Origin of the sequence: Acinetobacter baretiae, from assembly GCF_015627105.1 — a bacterium.
GTDB classification, from domain to species: domain Bacteria; phylum Pseudomonadota; class Gammaproteobacteria; order Pseudomonadales; family Moraxellaceae; genus Acinetobacter; species Acinetobacter baretiae.
The window spans coordinates 17,919-44,156 of the sequence record NZ_VTDM01000004.1; the positions used below are offsets into that span (position 1 = coordinate 17,919).

The window sequence follows — 26,238 nt, forward strand, 5'->3', positions numbered from 1 at the left end:
TTGAATATTCGCTAACATGCCAATTAAAGCAAGTACAGAACACTTTTTTGTGATTACAACAATCACTGTATATAAAACCCATGAGCAAAAAAAATTAAATACAATCAATCTTTAAGCTCTTAAAACAAAATTTTTAGCATGAAGAATACGTTCGATTTAATAATTGATTTTTAGCATAAACTAAGTCATTAGCCTCACAGGTACTGGTCATATTTTTCAACCAAAGACCATCAGCTGCCAAACGGATCATTTCAAGATCAAAACAATAATCTGTTTCTTTGTATTGAATTAATTTCATTTCGATCCATTTTTGCCAAAATGAATTAAACGTGTTTTCTGTTAACATGGTCATTGCCAAAGCATTCCATGGTGAAATTGTCTCATCTATATCTAATGCAATCTGTATATATGCTCGAGTAAACTGCCCATATTCAGCTTGATCTAGGTGAATGAGATGTTCTACTTTAGCATCTAATTGATGCATGATTTCAATCATCATTTCATGAATTAAAACATTTTTACTAGAAAAGTGGTGAAAAACACCGCCTTTGGTCACACCTGCTCCACTTGCAACACTTTGAATAGAAACACTAGAAATTCCCTTTAAAGAAGCCAAAATGATTGCTTGCTCAATAATTCGCTTACGAACCACTTCAGGCTGTTTTTTAGGTTGTTCTATCTTTTTCATGTGATTAATGACCAGCAGATTTAGAAAATAAATTAATAATGACAACACCAATGACAATAAAACCAATTCCAATAAGTGCAGGCATATCTAATGACTGTTTAAATACAAAATAGCCAATACATGCTGTAAGTACAATACCTACCCCTGCCCAAATTGCATATGCAATGCCTAAAGGAATCGTTTTAATCACCAATGATAAAAAGAAAAATGCAGCACTTAAACAAATAATCATTGCTAAACTCGGTACAAGTTTAGTAAAACCTTCTGATTTCACTAAAAATGTACTACCAATCACTTCCGTAATAATTGCGCAAGCAAGCAATAAATATGCAACTAAAATATTGTTCATAATAAAAACCAACCATATGGTATGTTTAAATTATTTTAACGAGGTTGAATATAAATAGAAAGTCCATTTATGTATTATCACCCGAACCCTATTTAATTATCTATTTTAAAATCAATAATTTAAATTATTTTTTAGCCATAAAAAATATTTATATCGCATCAATTTCATGTCACTTGTATTTATCTTTTTTAATGAAATCACTTTGTTTGTCATGCAAGATGATCAGAAAAAACTGCTAATTTAAATAAGAGGATATAAAACAAAAACTTACTTATATGTCTTATCTACGATTCGCAATTGTTATAAATATGCAAATATTTAGTTTGATATATAGTAAAGCCATCTAAATGTTCATACGGTTAATCATACTAAAGCCTTATGTCACCGTATTTGGTGATTTTGAGTGGTCTGACTATGGTATCTTTTTATCAACGGTTAAAACTTAAAGTATTTAATATTCAAGCATATTCATTTTTAAGTTAACCATAATATTGCACACGTTTTTTTGAAAACTTTTCAAGCTGTTTTAAAAAACCTTCAAAATAGTTCTTTTCTTTGCCATCTACTCGATAACCTGCATATAACGTACGGCGTAAGCCTTGGGGCGATACACAACTTAAACGACGACTGGTAACCCATCCTTTTTGTTCATATTCATTAACCACCCAATCTGGTAATGCTGCAACCCCACGCCCACTTGCAACCAATTGAATTAACATTTGTGTTAGATCCGTAGTTCGTAGATTTTTAGGTTGAATTTTTGCTGGAATAAATAAATGTGACATAATATCTAAGCGATGCTTATCTACAGGATAAGTTACGAGTGTTTCATTTGCGAGATCTTGCACACTAATTTGTGAAGCGCGAACCAGTGGATGTGTATTTGAAAGTACTAAACGCGACTCATATTCAAAAATGGCAAAATACTCTATCCCTTTCAATTCAATCGGATCTGCCGTAATCAACATATCAAACTCACTATTTTGCAACAATTCGTGTGGGTTTGATTCAAATGCTGGCGCAAAGTCCAAATCTACATCTGGATATTGCTGACGATATTGGTTTAACAGTGGCATAAGCCAATCAAAACAGCTATGACATTCTGAAGCAAAAATAATACGCCCTGTTTGCCCATGTATAATGCGCGTAATATCACTCTGTGTAAGATGAATTTGCGGTAAAATATCGTCAGCTAACTTTAATAGACGCTGTCCAACATGTGAAAATTGTATCGGTCGGCTACGGCGATTCACCACTTCCACTCCATACCAATGGTCTAATTCTTTCAACTGATGTGAAATGGCCGATGGTGTTAAGCACAAATCACCTGCTGCGGCAACTAAAGAACCATGCTCTCTCAATGCAAGCAGGGTTTTTAAATGACGAATTTCTAACATACTCACGACATATATATTGAATTTATCTTAATATATCATAAAAAAAATTAATTTAATTCATGATTAAATCATTTTTAAATCTTCAATCTGAATGATTATATTGACTTTGATTTATTTTGATGCTGTACAAATTTGATGCCATTTTCAAAAAAATACCACCTCAAAGCACTGTGAGTGTTGTGCGCTTCTGATGAATAAATTTTTCCCCGATTAAATATAAGTGAGTTTTCTTGTAGAATACAAAAAAACTTAACAATTTATAATTTTATGACGACAACAACTCCAGCATCTCATTCTTTGTTCCTTGCATTACTTTCGTTAGCTATTGGTGGTTTTTGCATTGGTACAACTGAATTTGCCACGATGGGCTTACTTCAAGAAATTGCAAATAATCTCCATATTTCGATTCCACATGCAGGGCATTTAATCAGTGCATATGCCTTAGGAGTGTTAATTGGTGCTCCTCTATTTGCCATTCTTGGTGCAAGAATTCCTAAAAAGCAATTTTTAATCAGCCTCATGTTATTTTACGGTTTAGCAAATGTCACCACCGCATTTGTACATAGTTATGACCTTATTTTACTTTCTCGTTTTGTTGCAGGTTTACCACATGGTGCTTATTTTGGTATCGCTTCTTTAGTTGCAGCAGAGCTTGCAGGACCTAAACGACGTGCTACAGCCGTTGCACGTATGATGCTTGGCTTAACGATTGCCAATGTCATCGGTGTACCTTTAGCCACATGGATTGGTCAAAATTTTGGTTGGCAGGCAGGTTTTGGATTTTCAGGTACAGTTGCATTTATTACAATCGTGGCTATTTTATTTTTTGTGCCCAATATTGCCATAAAAGACAATGAGAGTATTTTAGAAGAATTACGTGGGCTTAAAAATATAAATATGTGGCTCACGTTGGCAGTCGGTGCCATTGGTTTTGGTGGAATATTTGCAGTATATAGTTATATTTCTCCCATATTACTCAATTATACACATTTAAAAAATGACTTTATTCCAATTGTTTTAGCAATTTGGGGGTTAGGTATGGTGTGTAGTAACTTTGTCAGTGGTTATTTTGCAGATAAAAATCTAACAAAAACCACCATTGGGATCTTAATTTGCTCGACCCTGTCGTTTTGTATTGCTTTACCAATGATGGGGAATATTTATACGGCTGTATTGGCGTTATTTTTGATCGGTATCAGTGTATTAGGACTCACCACCACCTTACAAACTCGATTAATGGATGTTGCAGGCAATGCCCAATCTTTAGCTGCAACCTTAAATCATTCTGCATTAAACTTTGCTAATGCACTTGGTGCATTTTTAGGGGGCTGGGTATTAAACAAAAACCTAGGTTGGCTTTCCCCGATTTGGGTAGGTATTTTTTTAACCTTAGGCGGACTCATGATTTTCCTTATCGCGCTCAAAGTTGAAAAGAGCCAATCTTCTCTATCTTAAATCAAGTTATTCATTTTATTCTGTGGGCTTTTGTGTTCGATATAGCCCACAATTTCCCGAAAACAAGTATGAAAATAAACAAATGATGGTCGCATAAATAATCATTTGTGTACCAAACAACTCAACAGCTAAAATTAAAGACGTAATAGGGGCTTTACTGGCACCTGAAAAAATTCCAACCAAACCAAGCGCAGCCAACAACGATATTGGTAAAGGTAAAAATCCTCCAAGAGCATTGCCAAGCGTTGCACCAACAAAAAATAATGGCGTAATTTCACCACCTTTAAACCCTGAGCCTAGTGTGAGTGCTGTAAATAAAGTTTTATTCAAAAAATCTGTGACAGGCAACGGTACGTAAAATGCAGCAATCACTTTATTTACACCTAAACCATTAAACTCTTGTGAACCCACCCAAAGTGTCATGAGCATTAAAAGAATACCACCTACCATCGCTCTAAGTGGCATAAATGGAATCACTGTTTTAAACCCTAAACTGACATAATGAATCGATGCGATAAAAAGTCGTGCGGCTATCCCTAAAATTAACCCCACAACCATTAAACACAGTAAATTTTTTAAATTTATTTCCGGATAATGACTGACAATGTAAAATACATGTGGATGTACAATATCAAAGGCCTCTGGAACTTTAGCCGCAATCAATGATGATATAAAGCATGGAAATACCGCAGAATAACGCAAGTTACCTAAGGCTGTAATTTCAAGCCCATACATTGCTCCTGCAAGTGGCAAACCAAAAATACCTGAAAAACCTGCACCAATACTTGCCATCAAGAAAATTTTGCGATGATCTCTAGAGACCCTTAAAACTTGTGCAATATGATCTGTGAGTGCTCCAGATAATTGTACAGCAGGAGCTTCACGACCTGCAGATCCGCCAAATAATTGCGTTAAAATCGCACTAAAAAAAATCAGTGGACTCATTCGTTTTGGAATAAAAGATTTCGGCTCATGAATTTCATCAATGAGCAAATGTGTACCTTTTTCAATAGGTGTACCAAAACGGTAAAATAAATAACCAATAAATAAACCAACAAGGGGTAAAAAATAAATTAAAGATGGATATAACGCACGCACTTTATTGGCAATATCAAAACAACTAAAAATCAGTGTAGATGCAAGGCCAGAAATTAACCCTATTGCTATAGAGGCACATAACCAATACCCAGTATATTTTATAATTTGGTGATATTCAGAAGAAGGAAAGATTTTCATGGATATAATCGGTCACTGACGCATGCTGACCATGTCGTCAATCTTATTAATATTACATTTTATTATACACAAATTCAGTGACTGCCTATAGTTTATATCACAGTAATTGAGTTGTTATCACAGTTAGTTTAAAGCCACGATATACATTGGATGAACACACGCATTCACCCAATGTATATCAAAAAATTATGATTTTTTGTTTAAAGAAAACTCTATTTCCATACTCTGAGCACGATCAATTGCAGCCTGCATGGCTTCATCGACTGTTGTCTTCAAGCCTTTGTTCTCAAATACAGCCAACGCTTCAACAGTAGTTCCACCTTTTGAACTTACATTTTTTCGTAGCTGATTGAATCCTAAATCTTTTTCATGTTCAGCCAAAGCAACAATACCTTTTGCTGTTTGCAAAATTGTTTCACGTGCTTGATGAGGCTCAAAACCCAAAGCAATTGCCTTATCATACATGGCTTCTAAAAATAAAAATAAATATCCAGGAGCACTGCCTGCAACTGCAATAACATGATTAATCTCTGTTTCTTTCACAACCCATACCACTTTACCGACAGCACTCATGAGTTCTGTCGTAAATGTTTTGTCGTCTTGAGTAATCATTTCATCTGCAAATACGCCACTAACCCCTTCACCAACTAAAGATGGAGTATTTGGCATAATACGAATAATTTTTAGCGTTGGACCAAGAATATCTCGGTACAGTTGTACTGCTGTACCCGCAGCAATAGTTAAAAATAATTTTTGATCTAAATTTTGAATTGCTTTTAAGCCTTCGCAGACTTCACGCATCAGCTGTGGTTTAACTGCCAATACCACGACATCTGCTTGCGAGGCAGCTTCTACATTATTGGCTGTAGTTAAAATACCCATATTTTGTGTAAATCGTGTGCGTGTCGCTTCACTAGGTGCAGATACAGTAATTAAACTTTTTTCATAACCAGATGCAATCAATCCAGCGATAATTGCAGCAGCCATATTTCCACCACCGATAAAGGCAATCTTACGTTGCATCATATTTACACTCCAGAGTTAATTAAGATTAGTAAATGGTTTAGTCTTGCAGAAACTGAACCATAAATAAATGAAAAATTTATGTTAAAGTACACTCAAATCAATAAATAGATGGCTAAAACAAAATTTTTAATTAAAAATCAATTTTGAATAACCACGTCATACAACCTCCTTTAAGATCAAGCAGCTTTTTAAAATAAACTATAACTTCACGCTTAATCATTTACTTAATTTTATTTAAAGAGATAAACCCAAAAAATTTATTTCTGTGTTTGTCGTATGCAGTCTAGGGTTTAAATTCCCTCACGATTCAACCCATGATTGCGATTTCAAATATATAGATTTTAAGTCAATAGTTTATTACAACTACTCTATAATATATTTCGAGCATATCTATTTTTGTTACTTATTATTTTTAGGTAAAATCATCTTTTTTTCATACACGTCATACACGTCATACACGTCATACACGTCATACACGTCATACACGTCATACACGTCATACACGATAATAAGGGAAAAACAATACAATTTAAATAATTAAATATAAAACAATCAGTTAATCTAATTTATTAAAACAAGATTCGAGTATTTTATAAAAATTAAGTTTGCTTTAAATCTAAATATAAGCTTTCTTTAATTTCTTCCATCACAATATAACTATGTGAAGATGCAGATGCTGGTAATTTTCTTAAAATATCAGCCAATAATCGTCGATAGACCCCCATTTCTTTCAGTCTTGCCTTCACAAGATAATCAAATTCACCTGAAATTAAATGGCATTCTAAAACTTCAGGAATATCGGATAGATTTTTAGCCACTTGATCAAACACATCACCTGATTTAGCAGAAAGTTTAATTTCTAGAAAAACCAATAAATTACGATCGACATATTCAGGATTTAATCGTGCATGGTAACCTGTAATAATCCCTTCTCTTTCTAATTTTTTTACTCGCTCTGAACACGGCGTGGTTGATAAATTCACCTGTGAGGCCAATTCACTAATCGCTATACGACCATTTTTTTGCAATATGTCTAAAATCTGATAATCGATTCGATCTAACTTTCGCATTTTTACTACTTTTACCTACATTTACATGAAAATATATGGATACTTAGATATTAAAGCATTAAAAACAGTAAAATTCACTATTAAAATAACAATATACTAGGTAAATCGACTTATAAATTTTGCAGGAAACCCACATGCATGTGATTGTTCTTGGTAGCGGTGTTATTGGTACAACAAGCGCTTACTATTTATCAAAAAATGGGGCAAAAGTCACTGTTTTTGATCGACAAGCAAACCCTGCAGAAGAAACAAGTTTTGCCAATGCAGGCCAAATTTCTCCTGGTTATTCAACGCCATGGGCTGCACCAGGCATTCCAGTCAAAGCCATGAAATGGATGTTTGAACAACATGCTCCGCTTGCTATCAGCTTAGACGGAAGTGCATGGCAATTACAGTGGATGGCTCAAATGCTAAAAAACTGTAATCCACGCAGTTATGCCATCAACAAAGAACGTATGACACGTATTGCAGAATATAGTCGGGACTGCTTACGTACGTTACGCAGTGATACAGGAATTTCTTACGAACACCGTTCGAAAGGCACTTTACAAGTTTTTCGTAAAGAAGCTCAACTTGAAGCTGTAGAGCGTGATATTGCTGTATTAAAAGAGTGTGGCGTAGCGCACCAGCTACTCTATAGCGATGATTTAAAAACTGTAGAGCCTGCATTAGCATTTGCAAAAGATAAACTTGTGGGTGGATTACACCTACCCAATGATGAAACAGGTGATTGTTACTTATTCACTCATGCCTTAGCTCAATTAGCACAACAACAGGGTGTTGAATTTAAATTCAATCAAAACGTACAGCAACTTATTGTTGAAGGTCAGGAAATTAAAGGCGTTTTAGTCGATGGTGTTGTGCATACCGCAGACCGCTATGTTTTAGCTTTTGGTAGCTATAGTCGTGAATTTTTAAAACCGTTACATTTAAATATCCCTGTGTATCCTGTAAAAGGTTACTCACTCACCATTCCAATTATAGATCGCACACGTGCGCCTGAATCAACAGTTCTTGATGAAAGTTACAAAATTGCAATCACACGTTTTGATCAACGCATTCGTGTAGGAGGCATGGCAGAGCTGAGTGGTTTTGATTTAAGTCTAAAACAAAAGCGCAGAGCCACGCTAGAAATGGTCACCAATGACCTCTTTCCCGGAGGAAATACCGCGGAAGCTACTTTTTGGACGGGTCTACGCCCCATGACCCCAGACAGTACACCGATCGTAGGCGCAACACGCTACAATAATTTATTCTTAAATACAGGGCACGGTACATTAGGTTGGACCATGGCCTGTGGCTCAGGCAAGCTGATTAGTGATCTTGTGATGAATCAAACCCCTGATATTAGTACAGAAGGTTTATCTTTACAGCGCTACGACTAGGCTCATACTTATTATAGGAAGTTCTACATGCCACGCCCAATCAAAGCCATGATTCATAGCAATGCGTTAAGGAATAATCTTGCCATTGCACGAAAATACAGTGGTCAGGCTCAATTAATGACCGTTGTCAAAGCAAATGCTTATGGTCATGGAATCGAAAACGTATACGACTGTTTTAACGATGGTGATGGTTTTGCATTGCTTGACTTAGATGAAGCCATACGTTTACGGGCACTTCACAATCAAGGTCGGATTTTACTCTTAGAAGGGATATTTCATAGCACAGATTTAGACCTCTGTGCACAATATAACCTGAGCTTTGCTGTACATAGTCCACATCAAATACAATGGTTACAACACTATCAAGGTACAGCAAAATTTGAAGTTTTTTTAAAAATGAATAGCGGTATGAATCGTTTAGGTTTTAGGCCCAAAGAATACCGCCTCGCTTGGAATACACTAACTCAATTAGATTGTGTCTCTACACTACATCATATGATGCATTTTTCAGATGCAGATGGACAACGTTTTGGTAAAAATGGAATTAATGATCAATATCAAACCTTCCAAAAAGCAATTCATGGCTTATTAGGTCAACAATCTGTCAGTAACAGTGCAGCCATGTTACGCCACCCTCACCTGCATTCAGATTTTATACGTGCAGGTATTGCCTTGTATGGTAGCTCACCTGATCATCCGACCCATACTGCAGCAGATTGGGGATTACAGCCAACAATGAGCTTGCGCAGTGAGATTATTGCGATACAACATGTTCAGCCCCATGAAAGTGTAGGTTATGGATCAACATATATTGCTAAACAGCCGATGAAAATTGGTATCGTTGCATGTGGTTATGCAGATGGCTATCAACGTGTGTCTCCAACAGGAACTCCTGTTTTAGTCAATGGTAAACGCAGTACACTCATCGGGCGAGTGAGTATGGATATGTTAGCTGTTGACCTAACACAGCACGATGCAAACATAGGTGATGAAGTTGTGTTATGGGGGAAGTCTAAATATGGCAACATTTTATCTATCGATGAAGTTGCACAGGCCTCTGGTACTTTGGGCTATGAATTAATGTGTGGTGTTACCGCACGTGTGGAAATACAAGTAACGGATTGAAATAACAAAAAAGCAGGGCCCAATGGCCCTGCTCATTTTTAATAAAAAACCATGTTCGTATAGACGACGCACGGTGGTCCAAAAATGGACGAAACTTTGGTAAAGCAAATCAAATACTTTACACTTTAATGTTCTTATCATTTCATGAAATGAACTAAAAGCATAGCTTTTATATGTTACTAATCGTTGCATTTTTCCATTGTATGATGAAATCATTCCACGCAGTAGACATAAATAGTTCTAGATCTAGGTATCCTTTCCTACCCTTATCGATTTATTTCAAATAACATACATTCATCATTATTCAAGTAGGCAATTAAACATGAATAAAGCATTAGTTTTATTTTCTGGCGGTCAAGACTCAACCACATGTCTGATGTGGGCACTTGAAAACTTTCATGAAGTTTATACTGTAGGCTTTGAATACGGACAAAAACATCATGTTGAGATGGACTGTCGTCATCAAATTTTACGCTCTATCGAATCCATTAAACCTACATGGAAAAATAAGTTAAAATTAGACCACATTTTTAATTTAGATTTTTTATCACAGGTTAATACCACTTCTTTAACACATGACGTCAATATAGATCAGACTGAAAAATATCCCAATACATTCGTACCTGGCCGTAATTTAATTTTCTTAAATGTTGCAAGTACCATTGCCTATAAACACGATATTGAACATATCATTACAGGTGTATGTGAAACAGACTTTTCTGGTTATCCAGATTGCAGAGATAACACGATGAAAGCACTACAAGTTGCATTAAATTTAGGATTAGATAAGAAAATTGTCATACACACGCCACTCATGTGGATCGATAAATGTGAAACATGGCAAATGACTCAATCTCTTGCTGGCCAAAATGCGATAGATTACGTCATTAAAGAAACACATACCTGTTATAACGGTGATCGTACACATTTTCATGCTTGGGGATATGGCTGTGACGATTGCCCATCGTGTGAATTAAGAAAAAAAGGGTATGAATCATTTATCAGTCAGTCTACGCACTAGACATAGTACAGACATCTTATAAGTATAAATGCCATTTTATCGTCATATCACCGTATAACAGCTCATTTTTCATTATGTTTGCTATACGGTGGATACGTTTCAATTAATACTGCACCAATGGCACAAGCTTGCCCAGTAATTCAATAAGACTCGGGGTATCTGTTACACCAAAATACTCTACACTGTCGGTATATAATGCAAAAATAACAATATACTGATATAAGTCAGGAGTGACATCTTTTGCAATGAGCACTGTAATGTACTTTGGAGAGTTTTCAGGGTTAAAAAATAGACTCTGATCACAAATATAGCCCAACTCTTCAATTGCTTGCTCTTGTGTGGTTGGCTCACCTAATGCTTGGACTTCTTTATTTAACTCCGTACTAAAGTCATATTTAGCTTCACCCCAACCTGTTCTATAGTTATATTCGTACATAAAATCAACTTTAATGCTTTAAGATACTCACAACCATATCATGAACAGATATAGATCCATAATTCATTTCAGCTAAAATACATCTACTTCGATTACAACTTCATTGAGGCAAGATAAAAAGTATGCATGATATAGAAACACATCCTCTATCGCCATTTCTACCAAGCAAAACAAAAGTACTCTTACTCGGTAGCTTTCCACCACCAAAAAATAAATGGAAAATGGATTTTTATTATCCAAACTATCAAAATGATATGTGGCGTATTATGGGAATCATTTTTTTAATGAAAAAAATTATTTTTTAGACTTAGCGCATAAACAATTCAAATTAGAGCAAATTAAAGAATTTTTAATCACAAAAGAAATTGGTATTTTTGATACAGCATATAAAGTTATTCGAAAAAAACACAATGCATCTGACTTACACTTACACATTGTAGAACCCACCAATTTGGTTGAATTACTCAAAAAAATCCCCGATTGTCATACCATCATGACCACCGGGGAAAAAGCAACACAGGCGATGATGTTGCATTTTTCAGATACGCCCACACCTAAAATTGGGCAGCCTAGTCAGGTTAAGATACATCAAAAACCATTTAACCTATACCGCTTACCCTCTAGCTCTAGAGCATATCCTTTAGCTTTAGAAAAAAAAGTAGAAGCATATCGACAATTTTTTCAAGAAATTCAAATTATTTAATGTACTGCTTGAATTTTGTCTAAGAAAATACGTGCACGCTCATGACGCTCATCAATATTTTCAAAGAAGTCTTTCGTTGAACAGTCTTCTAAAATCTCACCTGCATCCATAAAGATCAAACGGTTAGATACTTTTTTTGCAAACCCCATTTCATGGGTAACACACATCATCGTCATGCCTTCATTTGCAAGCTGAACCATAACATCTAGAACTTCTCCGACCATTTCAGGGTCAAGTGCAGACGTTGGTTCATCAAACAACATGCACACAGGGTCCATACATAAGCCACGAGCAATTGCAATACGTTGCTGTTGACCACCTGAAAGCTGGCCTGGAAATTTATCTTTATGCGCAAGCATGCCTACACGATCAAGATATTGCTGTGCTTTTTTCTGTGCGTCTGCTAGGTTACGCCCTAAAACTTTTACTTGTGCAATTGTTAGGTTTTCCATCACTGTCATATGTGGAAACAGCTCAAAATGCTGAAAGACCATACCCACTTGTGATCTAAATTGCGCCAAGTTAGTTTTAGAGTCTTTTAGTGATGCACCATTGACAATAATATTACCTTTTTGAAAAGGCTCAAGAGCATTCACTGTTTTAATGAGTGTTGATTTTCCAGACCCTGATGGTCCACAGACAACAACTACATCACCTTTTTCAATTGAGGTTGAACAATCTGTCAATACTCGGAAGTCACCATACCATTTAGAGATATGTTGGATGTCAATCATTGGCATATTTAATTTCCCTACTAACGTATGATGGCTATTTTTTCTTGTAAACGTTTCACTAAACGAGACAAGAAGAAAGAAATAGCAAAATAAACGATCGCAACTACTGCATAAAATGTCGCTTTGGTTTCTGGACCATAAGTATTTGATAATGTATCTGCATTTCCTAAAAAGTCAGGTGCACTGATCACATAGACCAAAGAAACATCTTGGAATAAGATAATAGTTTGTGTTAACAACACAGGAATCATGTTACGAAAGGCCTGTGGTAACACAACATAGCGCATAGATTGGCTATACGTAAAACCAATCGCATACCCTGCTGAAACTTGTCCTTTAGAAATAGATTGTATTCCTGAACGAACAATTTCAGAGAAAAAAGCCGCTTCAAAAATTGCAAATGTAATCACACTTGAAAACAACGGCCCATAATATGTATCTGTTTGAAATTCAAAAACTTTTGGGAGTAAAAAGTAAAAAATAAAAATCACTTGAATGAGTGGAATACCACGAAAACAATCTACATATACTTTAGCAAAGTTACTTGCAAACTTGTTATTAGATAAACGCATCATTGCTAATGGCGTACCAATTAAAATACCACCAATCATCGATAAAACTGTGACTGTCAGTGTAAATTGTAAGCCTTTTAATAATGCCTGAGAGACTTCTGCATGCTGTAGTAAACTAAAATCCATGCTTATTTACCTCCCGAACCAAGACCAGGTACAGCCATTTTTTTCTCAATCCATACCATTAAGTATTTAATCAAATATGTAATAACCAAATACACAGGTGTAGATAGAATTAAAATAACAATATCTTGAGATGTTTCTTCTCGCATGGTTTTGGTATATGCGAAAAAGGTTAATACACTCAAAGCATACAATACAGCTGAATTTTTAAACACATTCATTGCTTCAGAGGTTACCGTTGGCCACACCATACGATAAGCAATAGGCAGTATAACGTAACGATAGCTTTGAGCCGTTGTAAAACCCATTGCAGATGATGCAAATTTTTGACCACGAGAAACCGTCAAAATACCTGCACGTATGTGTTCAGATACACGCGCTGCGGTATATAAACCTAAAGCCAATACACCAATAGCAGCAGGATGGGTATTTAGTAAACCTTTCCACCAACCACCAGCAACCAACTCACCACTACCACTACTAATACTATGTGGTAGAAACTCTGGAAAAATAAATGCCCAAAAAAATAGTTGCACAATGAGTGGTACGTTTCGGAATATTTCAACGTACACATTTCCCACACCAGCTAACCACTTATTTGGTAGTGTGCGAGCAACCCCAAGTAAAGAGCCTAAAAAGAAAGCGATAATGAATGCGCCGAATGCTGTCCACACCATAGTGAACACCCCAGAGCCAAGCATTTGCAACCATGTTGGTGCTTCTGCAGCTGCAGAATAACTTTGCCCACCAATATGTTGGCATATCGACTCAGCCCATCCAGCTTTGTCTACCCCAAACTCATTTGAAGCCGAACAAAATACTGTCCAATTTAATGAACCAAATGACATAAATCCCCCTAAAAAAATAGACTGACTATCTTTAAAAGATAGTCAGTATTTAGCACGTTGGTCTATTAAACACCAGCGTCGGTAGGATGTTGTTTCAACTGTTTGAATGATTCACTTTGATGCATATTCAAGTTTACATTTTTAGGTGCAATCGGTGATTGGAACCATTTTTTGTATAATTGATCCATTTGCCCAGATTTCCACATACCAGTGACTACACGATCTGCAACTGCTTTCATTTTTGTATCGCCTTTAGCCAACATAATGCCGTAAGGCTCAGATGACAGTACAGGACCAACAATAGCAAAGTCTTTCGGATTTGATGATTTTGCAATGAGTCCTGCAAGAATATTGTCATCCATCACAAATGCGGCTGCACGGCCAGACGCAAGCATTGCAAATGAATCTGCATGGTCTTTACCGTAAACATTTTGTACGTTTACTTGTTGACCTTTTTCATTCATTTTAATGTATTTATCAGATGTTGTACCTTGAGTAGTTACAACGGCTTTACCATTTAAATCTGCAATACTCTTAATACTAGATGCTGCTTTTACTGCCATACGAACTTCAGTTGCATAATAGTTCGTAGAAAAACCAACCTGTTCTTGACGTTGTTTAGAGTTGGTTGTTGTACCACATTCCATATCGATATTTCCTGACAACAGTTCAGGAATACGAGTAGAAGATGTGATTGCTTTATATTCTACTTGCAGGTTAGGCATTTTTAATTCTTTTTTAATTTCATTTGCCACATTGTTGCAAATATCAACCGCGTAACCAACGGCTTTACCACCAGCAACATATGAAATAGGGTCAGACGATTCACGGTGACCAATAATAATTTTACCACTCGTTTTAATTTTCTCTAACGTATCAGCGGCATTTGCTGAAGTCACTAGACCACCGAAACTAGACACCATTAATGCTGAAATTAGCGCAGATTTTGATAAAAATTTCATTACTTAAACCTCTAAGACTTCGCCCTGTTTTAGCCTCTTTTTTAGATATAAAAAAGATTACCAAAACCCTAACCAATTAGAAGCAAATACTGTACCAACTTTGAAGCAGGTATCACATTTGATTAAAAAGTGTCTATTTATAATGATTATCACACTGTATTGGTTAAATTATTTTATTTATAAATTAATATGTATTTAATCTAAGTTAGATATGTAAAAAATAGTACAATAATTTTTTTGCACCAAAATTAGTCATTAAAAAAATAATGCCCAATTAGTGGGCATTATTGCTATTTTAAGTTGCAACGTGTAGATCTATGTATTTTAGTGCCTGAGCCAACACTTCTTCAGATGTCTGAGTTGCATCAATTTTTTTCACTCGACTTGGCTGTGTTTCATGTAAAAACTGATAACCTGAACGAACTTTATTAAAAAAAGAGACTTTTTCTTGCTCAAAGCGATCTAACTCACCACGTGCTTTTGCCCGTGCCATGCCCACTTCAACAGGCGCATCTAACCAAAGCGTTAAATCTGGCATACGAGAAATAAATGTTTGATTTAGGGTATGAAGTTTTTCTGCATCTAGACCACGCCCCATTACCTGATAGGCAAAACTTGCATCTGTAAAACGATCACATAATACAATATGATTCATATTTAATGCTGGTAAAATCACATGCGATAAATGTTGACTACGTGCTGCATACATTAATAAAAGCTCTGTTTCCGAAGACATTTGTTCATCATGAATTTCAAGTAGTAATGCTCGGATTTTTTCAGCAATCGCTGTTCCCCCTGGTTCTCGAGTCAAGGTCACTTGCTTTGCTTGTTGAATCAGATGATCATAAATTCGCTGAATTAGCGTACTCTTACCCACACCTTCTGTACCTTCAAAACTAATAAACATTTAAGGTGTTACTCCATCTTTTTTAGATCTTAAAACTGAAAGATATTCTTGCACAGCTTGGTTATGATCCGTCAAGTTTTCACTAAATTTATGACCACCATTCCCTGTTGCTACAAAATAGACATTTTTTGAGTCATCTGGGTGCATCACTGCATTTATAGATTTTTCGTCTGGTAAAGCAATTGGAGTTGGAGGTAATCCTGTAATGGTATAAGTATTGTAAGCCGTTGGCGTGCGTAAATTTTGTTTTGTAATTTTCCCATTGTAGTCATCTCCCATCCCGTAAATGACTGTAGGGTCTGTTTGTAAACGCATACCTTGCTGTAAACGGCGTGCAAAAACACCAGATACTTGTGTTAACTCTCGATCTAAGCTGGTTTCTTTTTTAACAATAGATGCCATGATGAGGGCTTCATATTTGTTTTTATACGGCAATCCATGAGATCTAGCTTGCCATTCACGTTCTAATGTATCCATTTGACGGTGATATAAATGTAGTATGATTTTTTTATCTGTCTCGCCTTTCATAAAAAAATAAGTATCTGGTGCAAGCAATCCTTCTAAATTCGCATAAGGAATATCTAACGCTTTCATCATTTCTGATTCAGGCAAATTCACAACCGTTTTCACAACATTTGGATCTTTTTTTAAACGTTCAAGTAATTGTTTAGACGTTGTTCCATCAATGACCATAATTTTATTCATTTGTGCATTATCTGCATCTGACATTAAATCAAAGACTTCTTTTACCGTCATGCCAGAATGAATTTCGTAAACACCTGCTTTAAGCTGACTTTGTATAAATAGTTTTCGATACGCTTTCAATACCCATGGAAACTCTACTTTGTTTCGCTCAGCCAATTTATCAATTAAACCACTATAGGTTTCACCATTGTTAATTGAAATAAATTGCTTATTGGCTGTTACCGGATAAATACGTCCTAAACTCATTTTATAGACCACAAAAATCATCAATATAGTGGCTAAAATGAAGCAGACCATTAATATTCGACCCATTATAGGTTTTTTTGCGTTCTTTTTAAGTGCATCTGAACCCATTATATGTGCTCCAATCTCAACAGATTAAACAACGCTTGGGTCATTGAGCAATCTAAACGACGTCCTGAAAAAGTATGTACTGCTTGCATAGGATGCAGTGCGTTACAAAAAAATAAAGCATCCACTTGCGATAACATCGGTTTATATATATCCGTCTCACAGACATCAATATCCACAGAGCGCATACGAACTAAAATTTCTTCTCGCATAACACCTTGTATTCCAGCACCGATAAGTTTAGGCGTCTGCCAGACTCCTCCCACATATAAAAAACAATTACTACTCACACCTTCAATGACTCTTTGATTTGTATCTAATACCAAGGCTTCATCAACACCTTTGGTTTTTGCTTCACGTTTCAATAAAACTTGCTCTAAACGATTTAATGATTTCACTCCAACCAATATAGGCATCAGTTGCGCTGAAATAGGCAATGTTAAAACATCAGAATGAATTTCATTATAATTGATTTGGATCGCATGATTTGGATAAAAACAGACATAAACATCTGATTTTTGTGAATGAGAAAATCCATAGCCTCGATGGCTTTGGCCACGGCTGATAATGATTTTTATGGTTCCCGTCAGGCTATCCATTCCACTAAATTTTTGTAAATCAGCAACAAGCTGTTCTAAATGATGAAAACAGGGCTGTAAATGTAATTTATCACAATCTCTTTTTAAACGTTGTAGATGTCTTTCCCAAAGTAAAATATTGTTTTGCTGTATTTTAGCTGTTGTAAAACAACCATCTCCGTACTGAAAAGCTCGATCTTGAATCGGAATATTTGGTATATTTAACCATTCACCATTTTTTAAATACAGCTCCACACGCTTTCCTTCCTCAACCTATTTACACCTATAGTTTATTCGGATTATGTTTATATTTCTTGTTATTTTACTCAAAAAGCAAGGTTTAACAGACAAATTTAACCTCTTAAGCTATGATGAATATGATCAGCAAAACAAAATTATAAAACCACCTTCTTCTGTTGATGATAATGTACTCACTATAGGAACAATACGATGCAAAACATTAAAATACATGTCATTGATGTTGCAAACTCATCTCAAAACTACATTTGGCTGATTGAAAATCAAAATAATAAAAGCACGATCGTGATTGACCCTACCGAATCTGCATGCGTTCTCGATTACTGCGCTCAACACAAATTAGATATAGAACAAATTTGGCTTACTCATTGGCATCAAGACCATACTGGTGGACTATCGGGTTTACTTGAAGTGCATCAAGTTCCTGTATATGGCCCGATGTATGAACAGCAAAAAATTCCAATGATTACACATGCATTAAAAGATGGTGATAACTTTAATTTTGCTGACTTAGACATTGATGTAATTTATACGCCTGGGCATACACTCGGTCATATTTGTTATTATATTTCCTCTATTGATTGTGCGTTTGTGGGCGACACTTTATTTGCTATGGGCTGTGGGCGTATTTTTGAAGGTACGCATCAAGACATGTTCAACTCTTTACAACGTCTATCTGCGTTACCTACTCATACCAGCCTATATTGTGCTCATGAATATAGCTTATCCAATGCACAATTTGCTTTAACTATAGAACCCAATAATTTAATACTACAAGAGCGTGCTCAACACATAGAAGCTTTGCGTTTATTAAATCAAATCACTTTACCCACGACACTATCAGTAGAACTCGAAACCAATCCATTTTTACGTGTAGAGTCAGTTGAACTATTTAGTCAAATTCGTACATTAAAAGATCATTTTTAAATGTGATCATGTAGATTTCCTCAAGGAAATACTCATTTCTTACAAAAGAGAAAAAAAATCACAATTATTATATCAATTCACCCTTTAAAAATACGTGAAATAGCCTTATAAAGAATTTAAGTCGGCAACATTAAAGGGCATTATTAAAATGAAGAAAGTTGTTAAAGCAAAAAATTTAATTGCGTTTAAAATTTGGTTAGAAAACTTAGGCTATTCTGTTAAAAGCTTAACAGATAATCGTGGTTTTACCTTTAGTTTTAAAAAAGAGTACGGCCTTGTGACATGTGAGCTATCGGGTAATCCATTAGCCATGCAACTAGGCGAAGAGTTCGAAGACCATTTAAAAGCTTAAAGTATTGTTTTGGAAAATGCATTCGGATTATAAATAAGACACCGATTGCAGTAAACTAAATGTTTTTATAGATTAGCTTATTCATATTCAGGATAGATATAAAAAAGAATCACGGTATACCCTATACATCATGGCCTGTCAGATTTAAATGATATAAATACCTGCCTACATCACACCATCGCTGTTTAACCCGTGATTCAATACACATTCGACTTACACCTTTTCATCGTGTAACCATGACCTCACCCATCTTTGCTTTTTCAAGCCTGGATGTCTTTTTGAAAAAATATGCTTTTCTTACATTGAACAATTCCACTTCATATAAATCACAAAATTTACTTTTTAACCGTTCACAGTGATCTCTAAATACAACCACTTTTATTTATGGCTGAATCACCAACAGGCTTGTCGCAGATAACGCGTAGAATTTATCAAAATGTAGATATTTACATGTGTAATCAAATATCTTTAGTGAAAGCATCTAATTGTTCATATAGCTAATCATACTAAAGCTTTGTATAGTCATCTTTAGTAATTTTTAGGTGTATGTAGTTTCGAGTAGTTTACCATATAATGACCTAAACTTTCTAAGTTTATCTATATTAATCAAGTGAATCTTACTCATCACCCAAAAAAGCGCGCACAAGAAATATAAATAAGTTTATGTTTTATATACTCTCATTTAAATGAGAAGATTTTTCTTGATCTTATTACATAGCAAACAACACAATTTCACCTAAAAGATAAGTACACGTGACAGGAAATAGATGAGATATAAATATTCTTTATGGCTGAAAATATAAATGATTAAACAAGATTCAGGTTATTCATAGCAATATTTATCGTAGCGAAGGCTATCCAGCCCTTCTCAATCAAATGTAACTTCATCTTTTTGAAAAAAGACTCTAGACTGTATTTATTCAGATCACGAACCATAAATTTAACAATAAAAATATATTTAGTATTTACAGATACAGTACACTCAACCACAAATACACATGAGTTTTAAAGTTAAATACAGAAGTGATACTTTGTCTCGAGTGTTTTTTATCATATTGACAGTAAAATCATTTAATTAGCTAACTAGCGAACAACATTAACGTCTTTTTTAACTACGTTCTTCATTTTTACTTGTATATATGTTCTAACAGTTTTTATAGGAATAATTATTTTAATTTGAAATTAAGGCAAACAAAGCGATAAAATTCAGACACAAAAAAAGCAAGATGCTTTATCTTTCTTTTTAATGGTGGGGATGAAGAGACTCGAACTCTTACACCTTGCGGCGCTGGAACCTAAATCCAGTGCGTCTACCAATTTCGCCACATCCCCAATCATGGCAGAGGATAAAGGATTCGAACCTTTACGAACGGTTTTGGAGACCGTCATGCTACCATTACACCAATCCTCTATAACACACTCTCATGTGTTGGTGGGGGCGAAGAGACTCGAACTCTTACACCTTGCGGCGCTGGAACCTAAATCCAGTGCGTCTACCAATTTCGCCACGCCCCCAATGGCTGTGTATAATATAGATAACCACTATACCTGACAAGCCTTTTTATTAAAAAAGTTTTTGCATGTGCAAATATCAATCAAAATAAAGATTAATCTTCATGATTCATAGCAATTTGTTGATTTAATATACTTTTTAACTGTTTTAGTTTTTCCTTTCTTTTAAAAAGCGATTTTTCCAGCAGACAGTCCAATATCGGTTGAAGGGGTTCATACTTCATAGGTAGCGTATAAAAATAATGTTGACAGTGTATTACTGCCCAGTCTTGATAGCTTGAAGCAGATAATTTCTGCTCTGTCAGCCATTCATAAATTACAACACCTAAAGCATAAAAGTCGCTTTCTGCACTTTTTGATACCCCATGAAATAATTCTGGTGCCATATATCTTGGAGTTGCATGTATTCCACTTAGTGGTGTATAAATATTAAAACTATGTTCAAAATCAATCATATAAATATGATCTTCATCCATTAAAAAATGTTGTTTCTTAATATCACCATGCACATAGTCAAGTAAGTGTAATTCAAATAAAAGTTCGCACAGTGCTTTAATCGATTGTTGGATCTCATCTATATTTCGAGAAATAGATTGAAAATAATTTTTTTTATGAGGGAAAATTAAACCATAACCCTCATCTTCCATATTATTTAAATCCTTTAAATCAATCACTTGATGTGGTATGACGAATGGTTCATTTTTATGTATATTGTAAAAATGACATTCTCGTTTCCAACCATCGATATGTATTTGACTACATATTTTAACATCATTGAGTTTTTGGTATTTCAGCCAATAAACTTGCCCCTGTTGTACTACTTGATATAATTTTCGCCCATACTGCTCACTAGATTGTCGATGATACGCTTGCATGGCATATGGTATATTGATGTCAAAATACATTTCATTTAACTCATATACTGCTGCCGCTTTAAATCATCAATAATATGCTCAATCGTTTTGCCCACTCGTGCATACATTTCTATCATTGATAATTTAGGCCAAGTTGCACGCTCACCCTCTTTTTGAAGTTCTTTAAAAATTTCAGCACTTGGATTTTGTAATAAATAACGATAATGCCGTAAGCTGTACTGACCAATAATATTGATGTCACCATAATAATGCTGATCGACAATCCCATATCCATGATCGAGTAATCGTCTCATTTGAGGTACAGCTGCCACTCGCTCACGAGTAAAATCCATGACCCCTTTAGCAAGCAATTTGCCCTGTTGGCGTACAATTCGCTCAGGCCAACTGAGTAAATCTTGTCTATATCTTTCAACATCAGTTTGCATAAACGGAACAACGTGTGGATTCGCTTGACTCGCTATACTGTAATTCATGTTATATAGACGCGCCATCTTCTCTTGTGGGAAATCACTGCGTACACTTCCATCAACCCACTGTGTATCACCTAAAAATGCAACATGCTGACCATCATATCTTTTCGCCAACAATTTGATAGGTGCAAATAAAATCGGCACTGCACAAGAAGCCAACACTGCACTCCAAATCAAAACATCTGGTGAGGTATATTGATTTAATAATTGTGGTTTTTGCGTTGCATCATAGGGTGCAACCGCGATATTTAAATGTAACCCAGATTTTTCATAAGCCTCGGAAAATGTTAAATCACCTAAATGTGCAATTAAAAATTTCTTGAGTGCTTCATTACTTGTAAAACCTGTCGGTTCTTTAAGTAACATTCTAAATGATTTAAATTGAAAAACATCACTAAATAAATTTTCACTTTGTGTCAGTAAATCAAGATTGTTTGCATCTATTGTACCCAATAAAGCAGCCATTACCGCCCCTGCACTTGAACCAGATAAAACATTAGGTAGTAAATCTTGCTCTTTAAGTGCTTTACACACACCACTATGAAACAACCCCAATGTTGCACCACCGGAAAACATTAAAGCAGGTTGGCCATAGGCCGTTTGACATGTTTCAAAAAATTGCTGTTTTTTGATAAAGCTCATTTCGGAGTCAGGTAATAAGTGTATGTAACGTAAACATTCACTGACTTCAGCCACATATTCTTCAATGACCTGTTTTGTTCCTAAACGAGTCACAGAAAAAAGCATCGGATGACAAATATTGGCAATATCATAACTTAGCCCCTCTCGAAGTAAATGTATGACAGCCGAAATATGATGTTGTGTTCTGTGTTGTTTTAAAGCATTCAGTCGGCTTAAAATTACTTCTGCATTAAAATAAGGAGATTGTAAATCATGCTTCCATGCCATAGCATCTGTACATTGATCAAGCTCAGAAGCGATGTGTTGCCACTGTGCATAGTTTTGTGCGCGAACTAACTGATGCTCTAGCTTTTTAATTTTAAAACTCTGTTGAATATTTGATCTATATTTCGACATCAAATCAAGCATAACTCACCCTAAACTCATGTTTATCAACCCAAAGCGACAGCTATGTTTTTTTATATTGTGACGTAAATATAGCAGTTCTTTGTCAAAAAATCGTAAAGATTTTATTGTTCGTACCTATACTTTATAGCTAAAAAACGCCAAGATAGAAAAAATACTCTTTTGTTGGTTATAAGAATGCAATTACAACTCCCTGATACCATCATCAACACTCTTTCAGATGTACTCAAAAGAATACAACAAACTTTACCAGAACTCCGCAAAGACACCGACTTTTCCGCCATTTCCTATCATTGGAAAAACAAACAACTTGTTCCTATTCATCAACCTAAAATGATTGCTTTAGATGATTTAAAAGGTATTGAGCGACAAAAAGAGAAAATTATTCAAAATACGTTACAGTTTATTCATGGTTTACCTGCAAATGATATTTTATTAACAGGAGCACGGGGTACAGGAAAATCCTCCATCGTCCGTGCACTATTACATCATTATCAAGATCAAGGGCTACGTTTAATTGAAATTGAACGTAATGATTTATCAGATTTACATTTAATTGAACAACAACTGATTGGTCGCTCTGAACGCTATATTATTTACTGCGATGATTTAGCATTTAATGCAGAAGATGAAAACTATCGTAGCTTAAAAAGTGCTTTAGATGGCTCATTACAATCCGGCAATAATCCATTTATTGTATATGCAACGAGCAATAGACGACACTTACTCCCAGAATTCATGCATGAAAATACACCTGTTACGCGTGTTGATGTGCCCCAATATAATGAACTACACCCTCAAGAGGCCATTGAAGAAAAAATTTCACTCTCTGATCGTTTCGGATTATGGCTGTCTTTTTATCCAATGGATCAAAATTTATATTTAGAGATTGTAGAACACTATCTACAAAAGTCAGGTCTTGCATATGATGAACTTGTAAGAGCTGAAGCATTAAGATGGTGTCAAAGCCGAGGACAACGTTCAGGACGTGCCGCATATCAGTTTTCTAAACATTGGGTGGGTATGCAACGACTCAATAAGCTTTGATTTCCACAACATCACAATAAAAAGCCCCCGACAATGCGGAGGCTTTTTTAAATCACATTACATTAAGCAGTTAATGTTTTCACTGAATTTACAATTGCTTCAACAGTAATACCAAAATGCTCAAACAGTGCTTTTGCAGGTGCAGACTCACCGTAAGTGCTCATACCAATTACTTGACCATCTAAGCCAACAAATTTCCACCAATAATCAACATGGGCAGCTTCTACCGCAACACGAGCACGAATCTGAGATGGTAAAACAGCTTCACGATACTCAACATCTTGTTGCATAAACACTTCAGCACACGGCATAGAAACGACACGCACACCCTCTAATTGAGCATAAGCTTGCATTGCAAGATCAACTTCAGAACCTGTTGCAAGAATAATTGCTTGTAATTGACCTTTTTCTTCAGCCAATACATAGCCACCTTTTGCAATATTTGCAATTTGTGCGTCTGTACGTGTTTGAAACGCTAAATTTTGACGAGATAAAATCAATGCAGATGGGCCATCTTTACGAACTAAAGACGACTTCCAAGCCACAGCGGTTTCTACCGTATCGGCAGGACGCCATGTATTTAAATTTGGCGTATTACGTAAAGATGCGATTTGCTCAATCGGTTGATGTGTTGGGCCATCTTCACCCAAACCAATTGAATCATGCGTATATACATGAATAATACGTTGTTTCATGAGTGCAGACATACGCACAGCGTTACGTGCATATTCCATAAACATCAAAAATGTTGCGACATAAGGTACAAAGCCACCATGTAAAGCAACACCATTTGCAATAGCAGTCATACCAAACTCACGTACACCATAGTATACGTAATTGCCTGCAGGATTGTTTTGCACCCCCTCACAACCCTTCCAAAGCGTTAAGTTTGATCCTGCTAAGTCAGCAGAACCACCCAAAAATTCAGGCAATAACGGACCAAAAGCTTGTAGCGTATTTTGACTTGCTTTACGTGTTGCAATCGTTTCGGCTTTTTTTGCAGTTTCTGCAATAAATGCATCTGCCTGTTCAGCAAATGTCTGTGGCAAATCGCCATGTACACGGCGTAATAATTCAGCCGCTTCTACAGGATATTGCGATTCATATTTGGCAAACAATGCATTCCATTGTGTTTCTGATTGCTGACCTTTTTCTTTCGCATCCCACTGCGCATATATATCTTCAGGAACTTCAAATGCAGGTGTATCCCAACCCAAAGCTTGGCGTGTCAGCGTAATTTCATCTGTTCCTAACGGCGCACCGTGGCTCGACTCTTTACCTTGTTTGTTTGGTGACCCCAAACCAATCACTGTTTTACATACCACCAGTGTTGGTTTTTGTGTTTCTTGTCTTGCATCAATTGTTGCTTGACGAATGGCAGCATGGTCATGGCCATCAACATGAAGAACTTGCCAACCATATGCTTTGAAACGTTGGTCTGTATCATCACTAAACCAACCTTCAACCTCACCATCAATTGAAATGCCATTATCGTCATAATAAGCAATCAATTTACCTAAACCAAGTGTACCTGCCAATGAACATGCTTCATGAGAAACACCTTCCATCAAACAACCATCACCTAAAAACACATATGTAAAATGATCAACTACATTGAAATTTTCTTTATTAAATTGGGCTGCAAGTGTTTTTTCAGCCAATGCAAAACCAACAGCATTTGCAAGCCCTTGACCTAAAGGACCAGTCGTTGTTTCAATACCTGGCGCATAGCCTAATTCTGGATGACCTGGTGTTTTAGAATGTAACTGTCTAAATTGTTTTAGATCGTTTAAAGATAAATCGTAGCCTGTTAAATGAAGTAGTGCATATTGCAACATCGAGCCATGACCATTTGACAATACAAAACGGTCACGGTTCACCCACTGTGGATTCGTTGGGTTATGGTTAAAAAACTCACGCCATACAACATCAGCGATGTCTGCCATCCCCATTGGTGCACCAGGATGCCCCGAGTTCGCTTGTTGAACAGCATCCATAGCTAATACACGAATCGCATTGGCAATACGACGTTCATTTAAAGGGGTTGTCATAGGTCAGATCCAAGAATAAATGGTAAAG

The 26,238-nt window shown here is 35.8% G+C and carries 24 protein-coding genes, 3 tRNA genes and 1 pseudogene; 8 read left to right on the forward strand and 20 right to left on the reverse strand.

Translation table 11 applies throughout. The annotated features are described in order from the left end of the window. Positions 1 to 133: 133 nt before the first annotated feature. The 3 genes from I2F17_RS01840 to I2F17_RS01850 form a co-directional block, all read right to left on the reverse strand. Positions 134 to 688: a TetR/AcrR family transcriptional regulator gene (locus I2F17_RS01840; RefSeq protein ID WP_211138960.1), complete on the reverse strand. Its 555-nt coding sequence runs from the start codon at positions 686 to 688 to the stop codon at positions 134 to 136. Between the two features lie 4 nt (positions 689 to 692). Beyond that, positions 693 to 1,037 (reverse strand): DMT family transporter, encoded by a 345-nt coding sequence (locus tag I2F17_RS01845; RefSeq protein WP_211138961.1) that lies wholly within the window; start codon positions 1,035 to 1,037, stop codon positions 693 to 695. Between the two features lie 479 nt (positions 1,038 to 1,516). Continuing rightward, positions 1,517 to 2,434 (reverse strand): LysR family transcriptional regulator, encoded by a 918-nt coding sequence (locus I2F17_RS01850; RefSeq protein WP_211138962.1) that lies wholly within the window; start codon positions 2,432 to 2,434, stop codon positions 1,517 to 1,519. 267 nt (positions 2,435 to 2,701) lie between these two features. On the opposite strand from I2F17_RS01850, the gene I2F17_RS01855 reads away from it, so the two are divergent. Next, a complete protein-coding gene (locus I2F17_RS01855; protein ID WP_196422121.1) occupies positions 2,702 to 3,889 on the forward strand; it encodes an MFS transporter in 1,188 nt (395 codons plus the stop codon). A gap of 15 nt (positions 3,890 to 3,904) precedes the next feature. On the opposite strand, the gene I2F17_RS01860 is transcribed toward I2F17_RS01855, so the two are convergent. The 3 genes from I2F17_RS01860 to I2F17_RS01870 form a co-directional block, all read right to left on the reverse strand. Next, entirely contained in the window at positions 3,905 to 5,125 is a 1,221-nt protein-coding gene (locus I2F17_RS01860) for a chloride channel protein (protein ID WP_196422120.1), read from the reverse strand. Between the two features lie 186 nt (positions 5,126 to 5,311). Continuing rightward, positions 5,312 to 6,151: a pyrroline-5-carboxylate reductase gene (proC, locus tag I2F17_RS01865; protein ID WP_211138963.1), complete on the reverse strand. Its 840-nt coding sequence runs from the start codon at positions 6,149 to 6,151 to the stop codon at positions 5,312 to 5,314. Positions 6,152 to 6,750: 599 nt separating this feature from the next. Further along, positions 6,751 to 7,221: an Lrp/AsnC ligand binding domain-containing protein gene (locus I2F17_RS01870; protein ID WP_196422118.1), complete on the reverse strand. Its 471-nt coding sequence runs from the start codon at positions 7,219 to 7,221 to the stop codon at positions 6,751 to 6,753. A gap of 134 nt (positions 7,222 to 7,355) precedes the next feature. On the opposite strand from I2F17_RS01870, the gene I2F17_RS01875 reads away from it, so the two are divergent. The 3 genes from I2F17_RS01875 to queC all read left to right on the forward strand — a co-directional run bounded on the left by I2F17_RS01875 (position 7,356) and on the right by queC (position 10,752). After that, the gene (locus tag I2F17_RS01875; protein ID WP_196422117.1) at positions 7,356 to 8,606 is read left to right on the forward strand and encodes a D-amino acid dehydrogenase; all 1,251 of its coding nucleotides are present in this window, start codon (positions 7,356 to 7,358) and stop codon (positions 8,604 to 8,606) included. Positions 8,607 to 8,633: 27 nt separating this feature from the next. Then, the gene (gene alr / locus I2F17_RS01880) at positions 8,634 to 9,731 is read left to right on the forward strand and encodes an alanine racemase (protein WP_211138964.1); all 1,098 of its coding nucleotides are present in this window, start codon (positions 8,634 to 8,636) and stop codon (positions 9,729 to 9,731) included. A 322-nt stretch (positions 9,732 to 10,053) separates the two neighbouring features. Continuing rightward, positions 10,054 to 10,752 carry a 7-cyano-7-deazaguanine synthase QueC gene (gene queC, locus I2F17_RS01885; RefSeq protein ID WP_211138965.1) on the forward strand — a complete coding sequence of 233 codons (699 nt, stop codon included), beginning with the start codon at positions 10,054 to 10,056 and terminating at the stop codon, positions 10,750 to 10,752. A gap of 103 nt (positions 10,753 to 10,855) precedes the next feature. Here the strand turns inward: queC and I2F17_RS01890 are convergent, their stop codons facing one another. Continuing rightward, positions 10,856 to 11,188, reverse strand: a complete 333-nt coding sequence (locus tag I2F17_RS01890) for a hypothetical protein (protein WP_196422114.1) — start codon at positions 11,186 to 11,188, stop codon at positions 10,856 to 10,858. Positions 11,189 to 11,310: 122 nt separating this feature from the next. On the opposite strand from I2F17_RS01890, the pseudogene I2F17_RS01895 reads away from it, so the two are divergent. Beyond that, positions 11,311 to 11,891: pseudogene (locus I2F17_RS01895) on the forward strand (uracil-DNA glycosylase family protein). On the opposite strand, the gene I2F17_RS01900 reads toward I2F17_RS01895, so the two are convergent. From I2F17_RS01900 to pabC, 7 genes are all read right to left on the reverse strand, one after another. Further along, positions 11,888 to 12,631, reverse strand: coding sequence for an amino acid ABC transporter ATP-binding protein (locus I2F17_RS01900; RefSeq protein WP_196422112.1), 744 nt, complete (start codon positions 12,629 to 12,631; stop codon positions 11,888 to 11,890). The pseudogene I2F17_RS01895 and the gene I2F17_RS01900 sit on opposite strands and share 4 nt — an antisense overlap. 14 nt (positions 12,632 to 12,645) lie before the next feature. Then, entirely contained in the window at positions 12,646 to 13,323 is a 678-nt protein-coding gene (locus I2F17_RS01905; RefSeq protein WP_211138966.1) for an amino acid ABC transporter permease, read from the reverse strand. A gap of 2 nt (positions 13,324 to 13,325) precedes the next feature. Further along, positions 13,326 to 14,168 carry an amino acid ABC transporter permease gene (locus I2F17_RS01910; RefSeq protein WP_196422110.1) on the reverse strand — a complete coding sequence of 281 codons (843 nt, stop codon included), beginning with the start codon at positions 14,166 to 14,168 and terminating at the stop codon, positions 13,326 to 13,328. Positions 14,169 to 14,233: 65 nt separating this feature from the next. Next, positions 14,234 to 15,091 (reverse strand): amino acid ABC transporter substrate-binding protein, encoded by an 858-nt coding sequence (locus I2F17_RS01915; RefSeq protein ID WP_407926537.1) that lies wholly within the window; start codon positions 15,089 to 15,091, stop codon positions 14,234 to 14,236. Between the two features lie 334 nt (positions 15,092 to 15,425). Beyond that, positions 15,426 to 16,037 carry a dTMP kinase gene (gene tmk, locus I2F17_RS01920; protein WP_196422108.1) on the reverse strand — a complete coding sequence of 204 codons (612 nt, stop codon included), beginning with the start codon at positions 16,035 to 16,037 and terminating at the stop codon, positions 15,426 to 15,428. After that, positions 16,038 to 17,096: an endolytic transglycosylase MltG gene (mltG, locus tag I2F17_RS01925; RefSeq protein WP_211138967.1), complete on the reverse strand. Its 1,059-nt coding sequence runs from the start codon at positions 17,094 to 17,096 to the stop codon at positions 16,038 to 16,040. Then, positions 17,096 to 17,926, reverse strand: a complete 831-nt coding sequence (pabC, locus tag I2F17_RS01930) for an aminodeoxychorismate lyase (protein WP_211138968.1) — start codon at positions 17,924 to 17,926, stop codon at positions 17,096 to 17,098. Before pabC ends, mltG begins: the two co-directional genes overlap by 1 nt. A gap of 195 nt (positions 17,927 to 18,121) precedes the next feature. Here pabC and gloB point away from each other — a divergent pair, with 195 nt between their 5' ends. Both gloB and I2F17_RS01940 read left to right on the forward strand, forming a co-directional pair. Then, positions 18,122 to 18,856: a hydroxyacylglutathione hydrolase gene (gene gloB, locus I2F17_RS01935; RefSeq protein ID WP_211138969.1), complete on the forward strand. Its 735-nt coding sequence runs from the start codon at positions 18,122 to 18,124 to the stop codon at positions 18,854 to 18,856. Positions 18,857 to 19,004: 148 nt separating this feature from the next. Beyond that, positions 19,005 to 19,208: a hypothetical protein gene (locus tag I2F17_RS01940; RefSeq protein ID WP_196422104.1), complete on the forward strand. Its 204-nt coding sequence runs from the start codon at positions 19,005 to 19,007 to the stop codon at positions 19,206 to 19,208. Positions 19,209 to 20,455: 1,247 nt separating this feature from the next. Here I2F17_RS01940 and I2F17_RS01945 read toward each other — a convergent pair. The 5 genes from I2F17_RS01945 to I2F17_RS01965 form a co-directional block, all read right to left on the reverse strand. Continuing rightward, a tRNA-Leu gene (locus tag I2F17_RS01945) sits at positions 20,456 to 20,540 on the reverse strand. 5 nt (positions 20,541 to 20,545) lie between these two features. Further along, positions 20,546 to 20,619 (reverse strand) — tRNA-Trp (locus I2F17_RS01950). Positions 20,620 to 20,638: 19 nt separating this feature from the next. Then, positions 20,639 to 20,723, reverse strand: a tRNA-Leu gene (locus tag I2F17_RS01955). A gap of 92 nt (positions 20,724 to 20,815) precedes the next feature. Then, positions 20,816 to 21,625, reverse strand: a complete 810-nt coding sequence (locus tag I2F17_RS01960) for a protein kinase domain-containing protein (protein ID WP_211138970.1) — start codon at positions 21,623 to 21,625, stop codon at positions 20,816 to 20,818. A 5-nt stretch (positions 21,626 to 21,630) separates the two neighbouring features. Continuing rightward, the gene (locus I2F17_RS01965; RefSeq protein ID WP_407926536.1) at positions 21,631 to 23,103 is read right to left on the reverse strand and encodes a DUF3336 domain-containing protein; all 1,473 of its coding nucleotides are present in this window, start codon (positions 23,101 to 23,103) and stop codon (positions 21,631 to 21,633) included. A gap of 186 nt (positions 23,104 to 23,289) precedes the next feature. On the opposite strand from I2F17_RS01965, the gene I2F17_RS01970 reads away from it, so the two are divergent. Beyond that, on the forward strand, positions 23,290 to 24,159 hold the full coding sequence (locus I2F17_RS01970) for an ATP-binding protein (RefSeq protein WP_211138972.1): 870 nt from the start codon (positions 23,290 to 23,292) through the stop codon (positions 24,157 to 24,159). A gap of 62 nt (positions 24,160 to 24,221) precedes the next feature. On the opposite strand, the gene tkt is transcribed toward I2F17_RS01970, so the two are convergent. Beyond that, on the reverse strand, positions 24,222 to 26,210 hold the full coding sequence (tkt, locus tag I2F17_RS01975; RefSeq protein ID WP_196422100.1) for a transketolase: 1,989 nt from the start codon (positions 26,208 to 26,210) through the stop codon (positions 24,222 to 24,224). Positions 26,211 to 26,238: the final 28 nt, after the last annotated feature.